Genomic DNA, 17,024 nt, shown 5'->3' with positions numbered 1-17,024 from the left:
CTCCATATGTTGGTTGATTTCTGCACAGCATAGCACAAGGGAAAGTGATGGGAAAAATTCGCTGCAAATCAGCGGGGAACGGGGGGACTATTCCGTCAATAAACACGATCGACGAGAACAGGAGAGATAAAGACTCCCCCTCACAAAAAAACAACCCCCAACTGACATGCAGCAGTGGGGGTTGATCGGCAGCTGTAAATTATAACAGCTCTTTACGCAGCTGCGCCGGACTCTTTGGTGAAAGAAGGCCGGGAGCAATATCAAATACGGTACGCGCGCCATACTCCTTCGCGCAATGAAGCCGATAGGCGGCACGGGCATAGGCAACCATGACGCTGGCGGTAAACTGGGGATTGCTGTCCAGTTTCAGGGAAAACTCCATGACCTGCTTCACCCCGCTGGCCGACTGGGCGCAATGGATGACAAAACCACCGTGGGGCATGGCTGAGTGGTCGCGCTGCAGCTCTTCCCGAGAGACAAAGTTCACTATGGTGTCATAGTCGGCAAAGTAGTCCGGCATGGTGACAATAGCCTGCTTGACCGCTTCCGCATCAGCCCCCTCTTCGAGCACCACAAAACACTCACGTACATGCTTGTCGCGGGTGGACAGCGCTGGTTGCTCACCATCGCGAACCCGTGCGATAGCTTTCTCTGAAGGAATGGTATACTGGACGCCAGCTTTAACACCGGGAACCCGGCGCACCGCATCGGAATGCCCTTGACTCAGCCCTTTGCCCCAGAAACTGTAGGTTTCCCCTTCGGGCAGAATGGCCTCGCCATACAGACGATTGATGGAAAACATACCCGGATCCCAGCCCACCGCGATGACAGCAGTACGCTCAGCTGAGCTGGCAGCCGCATCCACAGCCGCATAAAACTCCGGAATCTTGTTGTGGGTGTCATAGCTGTCCACAATATTAAACCTGGCAGCCAGCGCCGGGGACTGCCGGGGAAGATCGTCCTTGGAACCACCACAGAGGATAAGCACATCAATGGCGTTGCGAAAATCATCGATGGAATCAAGGGAATAGACGGAGACCGCCTCACCCACAGGGGTTATACCTGAAGGCTCGCGGCGGGTGAAAATCCCCACCAGTTCCATATCCGGGCAGTGAGTCAGCGCAACTTCCACACCGCGCCCCAGATTGCCATGGCCCACTATGCCGATACGAATTTTTTCAGTCATCGAAGCTCCTTTTCTCAAATATGGGATCACGCAGAGTACCAGAAATTATCGGCAGGCTCACGCCTTTCCCTGGCATGGGAAAGAAAAAACACGCATGGGGGCAAAGCATACGAAGGCCCTCTCAGCCCTCTTCATCATGCGGGCCAACCCAGAAGAAGGGATTATGGGCCACTTCCCACAGGTAGCCATCCGGGTCGGCGAAGTACCCCGCATAGCCGCCCCAGGACGTCTTCCGACCGGGTTTAACCAATTGCGCACCGGCAGCCACCGCCTGCTCCAGCACATCGTCAACCGCAGACTCACTGTCCACGTTATGGGCCATGGCAATGCCGGAAAAGCCACTCCCTTCCGCAGAGACACCCGCATCTTCCGCCAGGGCTTCCCGACCATAAAGACCCAGCCAGCTGCCATTCAGGGTGAAGAATGCCACCTGCGGTGGAGATGGCATGCGAGGCAGTCCAAGACCCTGCTCATAAAACCGAATGGACTTCTCCAGATCCCTCACCCCAAGTGTGAGCATACTGATACGTGGTTTCATCGGGAGTCCCCCTTTTGGCATTGATGCCATCTTTTTTGCAGGCTGCTGAAAAACCCTCATCTGCGGTGTTACTCGCAGTCGCACGTCATTGCAACGTACAAAACGAATCAGAGAGGCCAGCGCTGTAGCGTCCTGTCAACACGGGCTCCGAATGCTTCAACTTGCGCCGTCGAGAGTTGCTCGCTCTTATACAGCGACAACATCTGCAATCGGCATTGCGGAGCGCAAGCACCGATGATGGCTGCATTCAGAATCCGTTTAACTGGTTGCCTCAACACAAGTTTATCAACCCACCATGGTGCACCGAGCGACGTTATCGCCAGCATATGGCGCAGGTTCACTAATCTCGGTTGAATTGGGCCGAACTGGTCTTCGTGGTCATACGCCACTCCCGGCACCCACACCCTATCAAACCAACCTTTAAGAATAGCGGGAAAACCAAACCACCAGGTGGGAAACACCAGCACAATCGCCTCAGCACTGAGTAGGCGCTCCACCTGAGGCGCCACCTGCTGCACATGGTACTCATGAACGGCGTAATAGCTGTGGCGCTCTGCCTCTGTAAGCGAAGCCACAAAATCCTGAGCATACAGATCTTCCACCTCTACCGAATGCCCCGCCGTTTCAAGCATATGAATCGCGCGCTGCGTTAAGAACGAACACAGGCTTTCTGGAAGAGGATGTGCTTTCACGACAAGACACTTCATCAGATAACTACTTTCCTCTCTTTGCATTGTCTTGGCCATTTGGAGCGGTCACCGAAAAGCCAACGCTATCTCCAGCATGATATTTCCGTCTTGAGATGAACCACGCATTGTCATGCACTTGACTTCTCCACCGAAAGCGCCTCCATTACCGCTCCATCAGAGCAAATACGCCCCAGCCGAGGTATTCGCGCGTGTACGCGACATGACGCTTTGGTGCCGTGGTCAGTTGAACCCGAACTTCTTTCGCGAAGTCGTCTTCGGGGTTTGCTTCAAGCCACCGACGCATGGTGAGCCACTTGGCTGCCTCGTACCGGTCCCAGCCTTCCTGGTCTGCCAAGACCATTTCCACAAGGTCGTAGCCGAGTTCGTCGAAAGTCGCGACAAGCTCAGGAAGTGTGAGGAAGTCGGAGATGGCGGTGGCAAAGCACTCCTTCGCAACCTCTTCCGTCGGCGGCAATTGCCGCCAGAAAGGCTCGCCGATAAGGATGATTCCGTGAGTGTGAAGGCTCTTTTTCAGGAGTTCTATGGTGCCGGCAACTCCCCCGCCAATCCAGGTAGCACCCACACAGGCTGCCACACCGCATTTTTCGTCGGTTACGTAACCGGCTGCGTCGCCATGGATGAATGCGACCTGATCGGCGACGCCAAGTTCTGTGGCGCGGAGTTTCGCCTGCTCACTGAACAGCTGGCTCATGTCGATGCCGACGCCGGTAATTCCGTAATCGCGTGCCCAGGTGCACAGCATTTCGCCGGAGCCACTGCCAAGGTCGAGCACGCGCGTTCCCGGCTCCAGGCGCAGCACGGCGCCGAGTGTGGCGAACTTCTCCGGTGTGAAGGGGTTATGGATGCGATGGGCGCTTTCGCTGATGTTGAAAATTCGTGGGATATCCATTGAGAAAACCTCCTTACGGGCAAGGAAAATCTACCACTGTTTGACCTTCAGGTGAAGCGGCGCTCGAAAGAAAGAGCCGTCTGCGTACCTGTTGTACAATAACCAACGCTCACCGATACCCCACGGACAGATACAGCCGCTTGTCCATTTGAGCCTATTCGCGGTGAAGGAACTCTTCCAATGGTCTTCCCTGGTGGGCGTTGCGTGAGAATTGGCTTTGTGCTTCTTGCGCGCGTTCGCGGAAAGGCTCTGAGGCGATTACCCTTCAAGCTGCCATATGGCGACGTCGATGCAGGCTGCCGCCCACCATCTGTCCGGCCACGGCGGCGGCGATGGTCAGGGGGATGTATCCCCAGCCCAGATCCCTGAGGACTCGCAGGTAGATGATGAGGGGAATTGAGGCGTGAATACAGACAAGCCAGCCGATGCTGAATTTTGCGTAATTCTGGCGCAGATAGCCGAGGGGAATGTTCAGGAGAAGGGTAAAGGTGCAAATCAGTAAAATGGCCACGCTGGTCTCCGCTTGGGCTTGGAATATGTTACAGTGTATATCGGTTTCGAAATAAAATACAACATTCTGAAGTTTCGCGTCCCCGAAACGGCAGATTGCCGGCGCCGACCCGGATGTCATGCTGGAATGGCGAAAATAGTTCTGCACAGACTGAGTCTTTGACATTCCGATTCCATTGCTCAGGAATTTCCTTTGCCACTTTGGACCCGCCCAAAATGGCTGGGAAGCGGCCCCAAGTGCTGTCCTTTTCAGCCGTCCGCTTGCCTGGAACTGGGGACCGCAAACAACCGCCATCCATGGCTTTTGGTTTGCGGTTGCCGCCCTCGTGGCGGTAACCCTGCGGGTCCATCGCGTTATGCAGGCAATTGAAAAGTTCTCAGGTGCAAGGCGCAAGCAAGATGAGGAGTGCGACGTACTTCCTGTACGTCGCAGCGACGAGCACTGGTAAGCAACGCCGCAGGTGAGGCTTTTCAGCAGCCTGACAGTCGGCGCGTCCTGGCTGGGCCAGCACACGGGGGAGAGGCAGAAGCAGGCCGTTCCCCCCTGAGCCCGTCCGGTGAGTGCGACGCCTGGCTGGCAAGACCCGAACGGGACACTCACAGGAAGTGAGTGGTCCGGCAGCACTGCAGGGATGCAGTGTCTGCCGGATCTCCAGAACAGGCAAGCCAACGAGCCGGAAAAACGGGCGTTCGGGGGGCGCATTTTTGTGTCCTTTTTGTGCGGTCAAAAAGGACAATATCCAGAAAGATAAACTGCCAACACACGTTAATTAGCATCAAAAAAAGACTTAAGCCAATGCAACAAGGTGCAAAAGTGAAGCACCTTGTTGCGCGACAGCCTCCGAACCGTGTGTGAACAAGATTGAATGACGCTGCAGCGCAGCTGGGCGTTTTTCTGTGAACCAAAAACTGATTGCCCGCAAAAGGAGAGCAGAATGCCCCAGGTACTGAACCATCCTCTCATCGCCCAGCGCTACTTCTTCCCCACCAGGATTCCCTTCCCCAATCCCTTCTGGGTGGAGCGGGAGGGCGTTCGCCTCTCGTGCTATTCCCACCGTCCCCTGCCCGGTGCGCCTACGGTGGTGCACTTTCACGGCAATGGCGAGGTGGTCAGCGACTATCTGGGCGACTTCCTGCATATTCTGGAATCCATGGGAGCCAATGTGTTTATCGCCGAATACCGGGGCTACAGCATGTCCGATGGTTCGCCCCAGCTTGGCGAGATGCTGGACGATGTGGTGGCCATGGTCAATGCCATCGGCGAGCCTGCCGAAAAGCTTATCTTCTTCGGCCGCTCGGTGGGTTCCATCTTTGCCCTGGAGGCGGCGCACCGCTTCCCCACGGCGGCGGGTCTGATTCTGGAGAGCGGTATTGCCGATCCCCTGGAGCGCATTCTGCTGCGGGTCAGCCCCGGTGAAATGGGCACGACTCTGGAACAGTTGCAGCTGGAGGTTCGCCAGCGCCTTGACCACCGGGCCAAGATTGGCGGCTATGGGGGGCCGACGCTGATTCTGCATACGCGCCATGATGGGCTGGTGGATGTCAGTCATGGGGAGCGTTTGCATGCGTGGGCGGGTGGCAAAAAACAGCTGCGCGTTTTCGCCAATGGCAATCACAACGATATCATGCTGGTGAATGCTGCTGAGTACTTCGAACTGGTGAGAAAATTCGTAAGCGAGGTGAGCTGATCAGGTCGTGCCATCCTCCGGGCACAGGGGAAGGCTGATATTCACGCGCACGCCACCGATGGTATTTTCCACGCTGATTGTGCCACCCATGTTCTCCTCAATGGCGATTCTGGCAAAGTAGAGACCCAGGCCGCGTCCAGGAATCATATGGTGGTTGGAGATATAAGGCATGAACATCTGCTCCATGGCGTGGGCCGCCAGGGGCTCTCCGGTGTTGGTGATGCGGATACGCATGAAAGCAGCGTCGGTAGTACTTTCAATCAGGATGCGGACAGGAGCGGAAGGCTTCCTGGCCCGATAGCGTTCTATGGCTTCGCGGGCGTTGGAGAGAATTGCCAGCAGAGCCTGGGTGAACTCGTACTCATACCCCCGGACCAGTGCCTGAGGGCGCTCCGCGTCGTACTCCAGCTCAATGCGTTCGGCGCTGAACTGGCTGCCCACCAGTTTCAGGAGCTCATGAATACTGGTATTCGGGGAGAAGGCACCCGCATCGTACCTGGGGCGCAGAAAGTGGTCAAAGCGGTCGATAACTTCCGACATCTCCTCGATCTTGCCAAGGGCTTCACCAACTCCCTGCCGCAGATACCGGGCATCCATTTCACCGTAATCCTGGGTATCGATCATATCCTGCAGGGCCAGGGAGAGGGCGGTCAGGGGCTGGCGCCAGTGGTGGGCGATGGCGGTGATGATATTGCTGGCGGTGGTGCTGCGCACCTGGCGCAGAAAGGTTTCGCTGCGACTGCGGTCGAGGGCGCTGGCGATCAGGTCGGCCAGAACCCGCAGCAGGGATACTTCGTCCTCCTGCCACTGGCGCAGGCTGCGCACGGAGTCAAACCCAAGAAAGCCCATCAGCCCGTGATTTCCCCACAGGGGAACCACCGCCAGTGAAAGCACCCCCTGGGGTTCGAGAATTTCCCGCTCCGCCTGCCAGTCCGGGCCAAGGGTGGCAACTTCGGGGATAAGAATATTCTCCCGCCGGGCAAGGGTACTGATCCAGGCGGGAAAGAGGGAGCAGGGCACCGACTGCAGATTCTCCCGCTCCGGCGAAATGCCAGCGGCGCACCATTCGTGGGTGTTATCCATGGTGGTCATGGCGTCATCAAAGAAGAATATATAGGAGCGATCCGCGCGACACAGCTCGCCAATACGGGACAGGGCGTCCTCGATGGTGCCATCGAGACGGGCAGGGGACGCGGCCATAAAACGTGCCGACAGGAGCATGATCTGACGGGCCAGCTCCTGGCGATACTGCAGGTCCCGTTCCGACTCCACCTGCAGCACCGCCCGTTCCAGAGAGGTGACGATAGTCTGCAGCAAGGAGCGCTCTTCCGGCAGAAACGCTGCCTGGGCACCGGGCTCATCGGCGGCGACGATCACGCACACTTCAACGCGCCCGCGCAGGACTCCGCGCACCCACAGAGGCGCCTGCAGGCAGGTGGCGGTGACAGCAAAGTTTCCCGATTGAAAAATTTTTCCGTCAAACTGAATTGAGGCACTGGTCTGGTGGGGGTTTTGCCAGCTGGCGGGGATCAGCTCACAGGTGTGCTGAAAGAGGCGATCCAGATCAAGACTGCTATCGGCGATAAGCCGAGAGAGCGAGTGCAGGCACTCCAGTTCCTTGGTGCGTTCACGCAGCTGCCGCAGGAGCTCCTCCGACGATCCCGCCGGAGCCTGGGGCGAGCCTTCGCCCCAGATTGGCAGCCCCTCGGCGCTCATGGCTGAAGTTTCTCCTGCAGAATACCCATATCCTTGTCGCCACGGCCACTGAGAGTAACCACGATATGGCAGCCAGGGCCATGCTTGGCCGCAACCACAGGAATAGCCGCAATGGCGTGGCTGGATTCCAGGGCGGGCAGGATACCTTCGCAGCGGGCCAGCTCCATGCAGGCGGCCAGGGCCTGTTCGTCGGTGGCGTCGATATACTCCACCCGTCCACTGTCGGCCAGCCAGGCCAGTTCAGGGCCGACACCAGGATAGTCAAGACCGGCAGAGACGGAGTGGGTGTCACGGATATTGCCATTTTCGTCACACATGAAGTAGGAGAAAAACCCGTGCAGAATACCCTTGTTGCCCTCGCTGATGGGGGCCGCGTGCTGGCCACTGGCCAGGCCGCAGCCGCCAGCCTCGACACCGTAGAGCCTGACATCGCGATCTTCATAGTAACCGCTGAAGGTACCAATGGCATTGGAGCCACCACCCACGCAGGCGATGACCGCATCGGGATGGCGCAGGTGCTGCTGGTAGAACTGGGAGCGGATTTCGCTGCCAATCACCGACTGGAAGGTCTGCACAATTTTTGGATAGGGTGAGGGGCCCAGGGCCGAGCCGATGATGTAATAGGTGTCGTCAGCCGTGGCAATCCAGTTGCGAATGGCTTCGCTGGTGGCATCCTTGAGGGTTTTGGAGCCCGACTCCACCAGCTGGATCTGGGCGCCCAGCAGGCGCATGCGGAAGAGGTTGGCCTCCTGGCGTCTGGCGTCCACGCTGCCCATGAAGACCGTACACTCCAGACCCAGCAGAGCCGCCGCCGTAGCCGTGGCGACGCCATGCTGACCGGCACCGGTTTCGGCAATGACCCGTTTTTTTCCCATACGCTTGGCCAGCAGCGCCTGGCCGATGGTGTTGTTGATCTTGTGAGCTCCCGTATGGGCCAGGTCTTCGCGTTTCAGGTACACCTGGCAATCATATTTACGGCTGAGATTGGCGGCATGAAAAAGGGGTGTGGAGCGCCCCACATAATGGGTGAGGATATGCTGAAATTCCTGCAGAAACGCGGGGTCGCGCAGGGCTTCTCCAAAGGCTTCGGTGAGCTCGGCCAGCGGCCGATGCAGCACTTCCGGAACATAGGCTCCACCGTAGGGGCCATAGGTATAGGTTTGCATAGCATACTCTCTTGCTGAATTCGCCCTGGGGCACAGTAGTATATCCGCTTATCATGCCATGAAATACCGGTGCTGACTATGGAAAATCCCCATGCCAACGAAAAAAGGGTGGGCCTTACGGCCCACCCGAAGCAAAACAGGTCATGGTCATTTATTCCGCGAGGTACCGCCGGTCATGGGATCAGAGCCGTATCCCAGCGCCTTCCAGTCCAGACGACCCTGAGGGCTGTGGCAATCGGCGCATTTCAGGGCCTGCTCCTTGGGAGCTACCTGGTGGCTGACGGAGATATACTCGATGGTCCTGGCGAAATCAAAGGAACCACTGTATTCCATACCAGCCCCCTTGGCTCCTTCCACCAGAGCCTTCTGCCAGTCCAGGTGGCTCCAGTAACCCTGGAAGGTGTGCGGCGTCAGCAGGTAGAGGTGACGGGTGTCATAGGGTTGATTGCCCAGGTGCTCCTTGAAGGGATAGATCTTGGCCTTCTTGTCTTTGATGTCGCCCACAGGCTTGTTTATGGAGGTCAACTGCTTGGGATCGATTTTGTCACCCTTCATATAACGCTCTATCTGGCCGTTATACCACAGATAGGCGGGCATCACGTCCTTGCCCCACTCGAATGTCCCCTTGGTGGGATAGTAGGTTTCGCGGTCGTGGTCGCCTTCCCATTCGGGATCTTTTTTCTTACCGGAAGTGGACCAGTCCCACAGAACCTTGGAGTGCTGACCACGGGAGTGGGCAGGAATGTGACAGGTCTGGCAGGCGATGGCATCCAGGTGCTTGGCCATCAGGGGGTTGCTCTTGTGCACATCAGCGTGGCAGTCGGTGCAGCTGACCCGGCCCTCGTGGGTGGCCATCATGGTGGAGGCTCCCTTGACGCGGTGCTTGTCGGCGGTATGGCAGTCAACGCAAGTCATGTTGGCTGGGGCACTCATGTGAACGTCCAGGCTGCGATTCGCCGTGTACAGCGATGAATCCAAGCCGCCGTGTTTGACAGCATCTCCCCCACCGCCGTAGAAGTGGCAGGTGCCGCAGTTAATCATGGATGGCTTGCCCACGCTCTGGGCGGCCTTCAACAGTCCACCACTTTCCACATAGGCTTTACTGACCGTACCAGCTCCACCACTGCGCTTGGCACCGAAGTAGTCGCCTTCACTGGTATGACAGACAAGACAGTCGATATTGACGGGGTTGCTGTGGTCAAAACTGCTGTCTCTCCAGCCATAACCAGCATGGCATCCAGTGCAGCTGGCCATATTCTGGGGATTGGTGCCACCTTCAACGGAAATACAGAAGTTGTTGATCATGTTACGCTTACCGTATTCCTCTTTGGATGACTCCATTCCCTTGACATGATTTGGCTTCCCGGCCCACTTCCAATGCGCGGTCTGCATGAAATCCCTGCCCTGCTGGGAGTGGCACTCAAGACACTTTTTGGTGACCTCAGGGCCACTTTTGAACTCACCTTGAATAAACATGGAATGGTCAAGTCCCGCTGATGCGAAACCCGCCAGAGCCAGTGCGAAAAAGAAGACCGAAAAAACCGACAACACACGCTTCATACACTCTCTCCAGATTATAAAGAATACCCCCTTGGCGGGGGCTCAGACGCACTGCCTTCGTGAGACATTTCACGAACATTTTCATGACATTATAGCCATTCATTAAAATGCATCAATTCTTTTTTCGCCATACGCGAATATTTCTGGAGCGCTGACGGTATGCGGAAATACCCGAATCGGACCAGCAGGTGGAAAGGTCACTGGCGCACGGCGCCAACGATACAGGTTGTACGGGAGCCCGCCATGATCAGATTCTGCGCAGTTCGATACCGTACTTTTTAATGCGGTAGTTGAGCTGGCGCACGGTCATGCCCAGCAAGCGGGCGGCCTTGGCCTGCACCCAGCCGGCTTCCTCCAGGGCCTGAAGCACCCGCTCATATTCATTGGCGGAAATCGCCGCCTGGGGCGGCGCCACCTGGCGGGGCAGATCCATGGCTGGCGGGACAGCAGGGGCGGACGCTCCTGCTGCTCCGCCAACAGGCGGAGCCGGCTGGTTGAATTCCTCGTTGAGGACTGACTCGATGATATGGGAGTAGCACACTTCGCCACGCATGCAGGAAACGTCAGTGGGTTGAATGGAGTTGCCTTCGGCGGACAGGGCGGCGCGCTCTATACAGTTTTCCAGCTCCCGGATATTGCCGGGGTAGTTGCAGCGAGCCAGGGCGCTCATGGCGGCGGGGCTGATATCCAGCTTGCGGCCGTACTCCTTGTTCAGCCGCTGCAGGATATGGTTGGCCAGCAGGGGAATGTCCTCCTTGCGCTTGCGCAGGGAGGGCAGAAAGATGGTCACCACGTTGAGGCGATAGTAAAGGTCCAGGCGGAAGCGACCGGCCTTCACCTCATCTTCAAGATTCTTGTTGGTGGCGGCAATGATGCGCACATCCACCGCGATGGTGCTGGTGCCCCCCAGGCGCTCCACTTCCCGTTCCTGAATAATGCGCAGCAGCTTGCTCTGGGCCGCCAGGGGAATGTCGCCGATCTCGTCCAGGAAGATGGTGCCGCCATCGGCCAGCTCAAACTTGCCCTTCTTCTGGCCCGACGCGCCGGTAAAAGCGCCCTTCTCATAACCGAACATTTCGCTCTCCACCAGGTCGTGGGGAATAGCGGCACAGTTGACGGCAATAAAGGGCTTGCTGGCGCGGTCACTGTTGAAGTGGATGGTCTTGGCCACCACCTCCTTACCCGTGCCGCTTTCGCCTCGGATCAGGACAGTGGAACGGGCCCTGGCGACCATGTTGATCTTCTCGAAAACCCGCTTCATGGGTTTGCTCTGCCCCACCAGCCCCTGGAAGGAGAACTTGCTGACCACTTCGTTCTGCAGGCGGCTCTTCTCCTCCTGCAGTTTCTGACGTTCGTCCTCGATGGTCCTGATCTTCTCCAGAAAGGAAGCCAGCAGCGAGGATATCATCTTCAGCAGGTTGAATTCGCTGGAGTAGCTGTAGATATCCCCAACGTTGCGGTCCACGGCCAGCACACCGTAAATGCGGGACTTTTCGCCCACGATGGGTACCGCCAGGAAGCTGAGTTTTTCATCTTTCAGGTCGCGTCCGGCGCGGTTGAGGAAGGTGGGCTCCTCGCTGATATCGGGAATCAGAATGGGCATGCCCAGCTTGAACACCTTGCCCACAATGCCCTCGCCGGAACGGTAGCGCAGTTTTTCCAGCTCCTGCTGAGATATACCCATGGAAACCGCCACCGAAAGCTGGTCGATGGCATCATCATAGAGCAGCACCATGCCTCGCTTCATGTTAAAGGCATTGGCCAGCACCGCCAGCACGTTTTTCAGCGCGTTGTTGCGGAAGTAGGATGAGGAGAGCACCCGGCTGATTTCATAAATCGTGTCGAGAGAAAGCTTATAGTAACTAATGCGATTATTCATGGGGGCACTTCGCTGGGGTGATCTTGATACTGGTGGATCTATAACATTGGTGGCTGGCATACCATACCTCCCACAGGGTTATGCCATATTGCGGCAGCCCAAAGACAGCAGCTCCTGGCATTAGGTTCAGCAAAGCCGACGCTCTTACAACAGACGCGGCTGGGGCAAATGGAATTCCATATTGTGGCGGCCCTGTCCATAGAGGCGGAAGAAGTCCTGAACATCCCGGAACAGCGTGATATCCTTGCCCTCGATCATGCAGAAGACCTCGCGGTTCAGCTCAACTCCGGCCGTCAGCACTTCTGAAGTGGGCATCAACACACTGAAAATGCGTTTGCCGGAGCGGATGGTGACACTGGCCATTCCATGTCCACGGTCCAGGTCTTCCACCACACCTTTGATAATCTTGCCTTCCATCACACGTCCGCTCATTGTCCTACCTCCTGAAAGTTCAGTTCCAGATCCTGACCCAGCAGGCCCACCGCGTCAGCACGGCACTGCTTGCAGTGTTTCATGACCCGGGAGAAACTGCCCATGACCGCCGTGCCCGCTTCGCGAGCCTGATCCAACTCCGCTGTGTCCGGCTCCCGCAGGCCGATCTCGCCGAAGTACGTCCCATGCTCCGGCTTGCAGATCAGGGGCACGATATTGTGGATAAAGACACCCAGCTCGCGGATCTTTTTCGATACCTCCAGAATATGGCTGCCGTTGATTTCGGGAATCAACACCGTATTCACCTTCACAATACCCTCCAGCTCCACCGTGCGACCAATGCCTTCCAGTTGCCGCTCCAGCAGCAGGGAAGCACCTTCTTCGCCGTAATACCGTTTGCCGTCCAGCGCCACCCATTTGTAGATGGAAGCACTGATAGCGGGATCAATCGCGTTCATGGTCACCGTCAGATGCTCCACCCCGAGGCGCACCAGATCAGCAGCGTAGCGCGGCAGCATCAGCCCGTTCGTGCTCAGGCACAGTTTCAGGTTGGGATCGTGCTCACGAATCAGTTCGAAGGTACGCAGGGTGGCATCGGGATTGGCCAGGCCATCACCGGGACCGGCAATACCCACCACACTCAGAGTCGGCAACTTCTCCTGGACCAGCTTCACCCTCTCCAGTGCCTGCTGCGGGGTTATCACTCGGCTGGTCACGCCGGGGCGTGACTCATTGGAGCAGTCGTATTTACGATTACAGTAGTTGCACTGCACATTGCAGGCAGGAGCAACGGGCAGATGAATACGGGCATACTTTCCATGGGCTTTGGCACAAAAGCAGGGATGGTTGGCTATGCGTTTTTTTATATCAGCCATCCGCTGCTGCTCTTTGGCATGGCGCTGTTCACATTGTCCGTTTGGCATGGTGTCCTCCAGGAGAGTCATTCCCCCTGACACACTGCCGGGAGGTGCCCCACAAGAGAGCAATCCCGGTGCCATTCAGTTTTTCCCTTATTTTATAATCACATGGAGCACTATCCCCCAGGGGGACAAAGCTGACAATTCCTGACAATTGTCACAAAAATGACACAAGCTGACGATCCGCAATGGGCTTCAGCAGGAGAAACGCGATTTGGCATCGGGATTGAATAATCACCTTTACAGTACTCTCATGCGGTAAAGCCCGGCCTCACACAAAGCCTGCAACATCGCCAGGAAAGCAGCGAAAAAACGCCGCAGATGAAACTTTTCAGCAGCCTGACAGTCGGCGCGTTCAGGTTGGGTCAGCATACGGGGGAAAGGCAGAAGCAGGCTTCCCCCCTGAGCCCGTCCGGTGAGTGCGATGCCTGACTGGCAAGACCCGAGGGGACACTCACAGGAAGTGAGTGGTCCGGCAGCACTGCAGGGAAGCAGTGTCAGCCGGATCTCCAGCACAGGCGAGCAGGCGAGCCGGATAAACGGGCGTTCGGGGGGCGCGTTTTTGTGTCCTTTTTGCGCGGTCAAAAAGGACAATATCCGGAGTCGGAAAGTGGAATACCAGATAAGTCAAGCATGCAAAACCAATACTGCGCCCGCGTGGTAATTGCCAGAAAAATAAGGAGAACCGTATGCACATCCACATAGACGACACCACCCTGCGCGATGGCGCTCAGACTCCGGGGGTCTGTTTCAGCCACCATGAAAAGCTGGCCATTGCCCGCAAACTGGATGCCCTGGGGGTGGAAGAGATTGAAGCGGGAATTCCTGTTATGGATGCGCAGGAGCGTCGAACCTTCAGCGCCATCATGGAACTGGGGCTCAAGGCCCGTATTCTGGCCTGGAACCGCGCCCTGGTTTCTGACATAGAGGCCTCGCTGGCTGCCGGAGCGCGGGCAGTGGAAATTTCTCTGCCCCTTTCGGATATCCAGATTCAGGGCAAGCTGAAAAAGAGCCGCGCCTGGGTGCTGGATCAGCTCAAGCGGGTGCTGGAGTACTGCGTAAAGCACGACCTCTATGTGTCAGTTGGCGGTGAAGACGCTTCACGGGCCGATATGGACTTTCTGGTGGAGTACGCGCAGGTCATCCGAAACTACGGCGGTCACCGCCTGCGCTTTTGCGATACCGTCGGCGTACTGGACCCCTTCAGCACCTACGAAAAGATCTGCACCCTCATCGAGCGCAGCGGCATCGATGTGGAAATCCACACCCACAACGATTTCGGCATGGCCACCGCCAATGCCCTGGCCGCCGTGCGGGCTGGCGCCCGTTATATCAACACCACCGTCATGGGCCTTGGAGAGCGGGCGGGCAATGCCCCCCTGGAAGAAGTCATCATGGCCCTCAAGCACGTGTGGAAACAGCCCTGCCCCTACGACACCCGCCAGTTGCGCCCCCTTTCGGAGCTGGTGAGCCAGGCGGCACGGCGGACTATTGAGCCCTACCGGCCCGTCATCGGTCAGTTCATGTTCACCCACGAGTCGGGCATCCATACCGATGGCGTCCTGAAAAATCCCGCCAACTACGAAGCCTTCACCCCTGAAGAAGTGGGCCTGAAACGCCGTCTTGTGGTAGGCAGCCACAGTGGCAGCTCCGTGCTGCATCACAAGCTGGAACTGCTGGGCCTGACCAGCACACCGGAGACCATCAGCCGCATGATGCCCCGTGTCAAATCCGAAGCCCTGCGCCGCAAGCGCAATCTTACCAATCGGGAACTTCGGCACATTTATCAGGACTGTTCCACGGGTTCATCTCTTTGCAACTGACGCAATATGGTATATTGATTCATTCATCGCCCAAAATGGAACTGCTGTGTTATATTCTCAGCACCCATTGCCGCCCCGGGGCGATGACACCCATGTGGACAAGCACTTCCACACCAAAGGTGAGAATCGGTACCATGAATGCCAACTTCATCAATCCATTTGTAGCGTCCACCATCAGCGTGTTGGCATCCATCATCAAGGTGCCGCCAAAGCGCGATAAAATATTTCTCAAAGAGGGTGTTCAACCCACCTACGACATCACGGCCATCATCGGCGTCAATGGCGATGTGCACGGAACCGTTGCCATCAGCTTCCCCCGTGAGGTGGCCCTCAGATTTGTCAGTTCCTTCACCGGCGAAGAAAAGTCTACCATCAACGAAGAGGTACTGGACGCCCTGGGGGAATTCGCCAATATTGTCAGCGGTGGTGCCAAGCGCGAGCTCAGCACCACTGGCGTACGCTTCAAAATATCCATCCCCAGTGTGATCACCGGGCGCGATCACAAACTCACGCCACCACGCAACACCCAGTGCATTGTCCTGCCCTTTGAGGTGGAGGGTATCGGGAAATTCGTGGTGGAAGTCAGCCTGCGTGAAACTGTACAGTAACGAGCACACCGCTTACCCGGAACCCTGGATAATCGCTGCCAGCGTTCCCCCCGTCAGCCTCAGCAGGTCAGCGGGTGCCAGCTCAATCTCCAGCCCACGTCGCCCGGCGCTGACAAACACCGTGGAAAATTCCTGGGCCGAGCTGTCGAGAACCAGCTTCAGGCGTTTTTTCTGCCCCAGGGGGCTCACGCCACCCAGCACATAGCCAGTCACCCGTTCCACATCGTGCGCGGCCGCCATTTCCGCTCCTTTGACGCCCAGGGCACGGGCCATCATCTTCATGCTCAGCCTGGAGTCCACCGGAAGCACCGCGACCCCAAAGCCTCCTCCATCCAGCTGGACCACCAGCGTCTTGAAAACCCGCTCTCCGGAAACACCCAGCTTTTGCGCGGCCTCGGCACCGTAGGAAGCATGGGAGGGGTCGTGGGTATACTCGTGCATCACAAACTCAATGCCAGCTTTTCTGGCAGACAGAACTGCGGGTGTCATATGCTCCTCCTCGAGCAGGCCGCTGAAAGATACCTACCACCAGACATTGGCCTCCAGTGGGTCATAGATATACTGACGGCCATTTTCATAGATGCGATGGGGATTTGTGGAGGGGTCAATCTCGCGGATCAGTCGATCCGCCGTCAGGAACATCCCCAGCCAGAACCCCTGCTGTTCAAAGGCCTGAATGGCATAGCGACTGGATACGGGGTAACTCTTGCTGCGGTCCGTATCCACCCGTGAAGCCGTACGCTGGTAGAGGCGGATGAGACTGACCCCCATGGCGCTGCCAAAGGAATCTGAAACCTCCGGGCGCTGCACTCCCGATGGCCGTGGTTCATCCCAGGGTTCATTCATCCGCGCAGTCGCCTGAGCGGTGGCCATTATCAGAACAAGGCTCAATGTGCTCAGCAAGCGTCTTGTCATGCAGTACTCCATCCCTTTCACTCTCTCGAAGCCTTTACGTAAAGGAAGTATAACTCAACTTTCGCGCCCCCGAAACGGCAGATTGCCGGCACCGACCCGGATACCATGCTGGAATGGCGGAAATAGTTCTGCACAGACTGAGTCTTTGACATTCCGATTCCATTACTCAGGAATTTTCCTTGCCACTTTTGACTCGCCAAAAGTGGCGCAAAAGCGACCCCCAGTGCTGTCCTTCTCAGCCGTCCGCTTGCCTGGAACTGGGGACCGCAAACAACCGCCCTCCGTGGCTTTTGGTTTGCGGTTGCCGCCCTCGTGGCGGCAACCCTGCGGGTCTACCGCGTTCCAGTCAGCACGTCCTGGCTGGGCCAGCACACGGGGGAGAGGCAGAAGCAGACAGTTCCCCCCTGAGCCCGTCCGGTGAGTGCGACGCCTGGCTGGCAAGACCCGAACGGGACACTCACAGGAAGTGAGTGGTCCGGCAGCACTG

The 17,024-nt window shown here is 57.3% G+C and carries 16 protein-coding genes; 3 read left to right on the top strand and 13 right to left on the bottom strand.

All coding sequences use genetic code 11. From position 1 onward, the window contains the following. Window positions 1-199: 199 nt before the first annotated feature. The 5 genes from ACZ46I_RS06875 to ACZ46I_RS06855 all read right to left on the bottom strand — a co-directional run bounded on the left by ACZ46I_RS06875 (window position 200) and on the right by ACZ46I_RS06855 (window position 3,834). A complete protein-coding gene (locus tag ACZ46I_RS06875; protein WP_464280330.1) occupies window positions 200-1,186 on the bottom strand; it encodes a diaminopimelate dehydrogenase in 987 nt (328 codons plus the stop codon). Window positions 1,187-1,307: 121 nt separating this feature from the next. Next, window positions 1,308-1,724 (bottom strand): VOC family protein, encoded by a 417-nt coding sequence (locus ACZ46I_RS06870; protein WP_464280329.1) that lies wholly within the window; start codon window positions 1,722-1,724, stop codon window positions 1,308-1,310. Between the two features lie 107 nt (window positions 1,725-1,831). Next, on the bottom strand, window positions 1,832-2,431 hold the full coding sequence (locus ACZ46I_RS06865; protein ID WP_464281844.1) for an NAD(P)H-dependent oxidoreductase: 600 nt from the start codon (window positions 2,429-2,431) through the stop codon (window positions 1,832-1,834). A 145-nt stretch (window positions 2,432-2,576) separates the two neighbouring features. Then, window positions 2,577-3,323 (bottom strand): SAM-dependent methyltransferase, encoded by a 747-nt coding sequence (locus tag ACZ46I_RS06860; protein ID WP_464280328.1) that lies wholly within the window; start codon window positions 3,321-3,323, stop codon window positions 2,577-2,579. Between the two features lie 265 nt (window positions 3,324-3,588). Beyond that, a complete protein-coding gene (locus ACZ46I_RS06855; protein WP_013506668.1) occupies window positions 3,589-3,834 on the bottom strand; it encodes a hypothetical protein in 246 nt (81 codons plus the stop codon). Window positions 3,835-4,768: 934 nt separating this feature from the next. Between ACZ46I_RS06855 and ACZ46I_RS06850 the strand changes: the two genes are divergently transcribed. Further along, window positions 4,769-5,521, top strand: coding sequence for an alpha/beta hydrolase (locus ACZ46I_RS06850; protein WP_464280327.1), 753 nt, complete (start codon window positions 4,769-4,771; stop codon window positions 5,519-5,521). On the opposite strand, the gene ACZ46I_RS06845 is transcribed toward ACZ46I_RS06850, so the two are convergent. The 6 genes from ACZ46I_RS06845 to nifB all read right to left on the bottom strand — a co-directional run bounded on the left by ACZ46I_RS06845 (window position 5,522) and on the right by nifB (window position 13,197). Then, on the bottom strand, window positions 5,522-7,237 hold the full coding sequence (locus ACZ46I_RS06845; RefSeq protein ID WP_464280326.1) for a sensor histidine kinase: 1,716 nt from the start codon (window positions 7,235-7,237) through the stop codon (window positions 5,522-5,524). It abuts the gene before it with no gap. Then, the gene (gene trpB, locus ACZ46I_RS06840; RefSeq protein WP_464280325.1) at window positions 7,234-8,403 is read right to left on the bottom strand and encodes a tryptophan synthase subunit beta; all 1,170 of its coding nucleotides are present in this window, start codon (window positions 8,401-8,403) and stop codon (window positions 7,234-7,236) included. The genes ACZ46I_RS06845 and trpB overlap by 4 nt, the downstream gene beginning before the upstream one ends. 147 nt (window positions 8,404-8,550) lie before the next feature. Further along, the gene (locus ACZ46I_RS06835; RefSeq protein ID WP_464280324.1) at window positions 8,551-9,963 is read right to left on the bottom strand and encodes a tetrathionate reductase family octaheme c-type cytochrome; all 1,413 of its coding nucleotides are present in this window, start codon (window positions 9,961-9,963) and stop codon (window positions 8,551-8,553) included. 247 nt (window positions 9,964-10,210) lie between these two features. Then, window positions 10,211-11,842 (bottom strand): nif-specific transcriptional activator NifA, encoded by a 1,632-nt coding sequence (gene nifA, locus ACZ46I_RS06830; RefSeq protein ID WP_464280323.1) that lies wholly within the window; start codon window positions 11,840-11,842, stop codon window positions 10,211-10,213. Window positions 11,843-11,986: 144 nt separating this feature from the next. Continuing rightward, on the bottom strand, window positions 11,987-12,274 hold the full coding sequence (locus ACZ46I_RS06825; protein WP_464280322.1) for a hypothetical protein: 288 nt from the start codon (window positions 12,272-12,274) through the stop codon (window positions 11,987-11,989). After that, window positions 12,271-13,197: a nitrogenase cofactor biosynthesis protein NifB gene (gene nifB / locus ACZ46I_RS06820; RefSeq protein WP_464280321.1), complete on the bottom strand. Its 927-nt coding sequence runs from the start codon at window positions 13,195-13,197 to the stop codon at window positions 12,271-12,273. The genes ACZ46I_RS06825 and nifB overlap by 4 nt, the downstream gene beginning before the upstream one ends. 683 nt (window positions 13,198-13,880) lie before the next feature. On the opposite strand from nifB, the gene nifV reads away from it, so the two are divergent. Further along, window positions 13,881-15,014 (top strand): homocitrate synthase, encoded by a 1,134-nt coding sequence (nifV, locus tag ACZ46I_RS06815; protein WP_013506677.1) that lies wholly within the window; start codon window positions 13,881-13,883, stop codon window positions 15,012-15,014. A gap of 134 nt (window positions 15,015-15,148) precedes the next feature. Continuing rightward, window positions 15,149-15,622: a chemotaxis protein CheX gene (locus ACZ46I_RS06810; protein WP_013506678.1), complete on the top strand. Its 474-nt coding sequence runs from the start codon at window positions 15,149-15,151 to the stop codon at window positions 15,620-15,622. Window positions 15,623-15,634: 12 nt separating this feature from the next. On the opposite strand, the gene ybaK is transcribed toward ACZ46I_RS06810, so the two are convergent. Together ybaK and yidD are read right to left on the bottom strand one after the other, a co-directional pair. After that, complete coding sequence (ybaK, locus tag ACZ46I_RS06805) at window positions 15,635-16,111, bottom strand: Cys-tRNA(Pro) deacylase (protein ID WP_013506679.1); 477 nt, start codon at window positions 16,109-16,111, stop codon at window positions 15,635-15,637. Between the two features lie 33 nt (window positions 16,112-16,144). Next, a complete protein-coding gene (gene yidD, locus ACZ46I_RS06800; RefSeq protein WP_013506680.1) occupies window positions 16,145-16,537 on the bottom strand; it encodes a membrane protein insertion efficiency factor YidD in 393 nt (130 codons plus the stop codon). Window positions 16,538-17,024 lie beyond the last annotated feature (487 nt).

Source organism: Desulfurispirillum alkaliphilum (assembly GCF_055378285.1).
The sequence above is the reverse complement of the archived record's forward strand: the minus strand, read 5'-3'. Positions and strand labels throughout refer to the sequence as shown.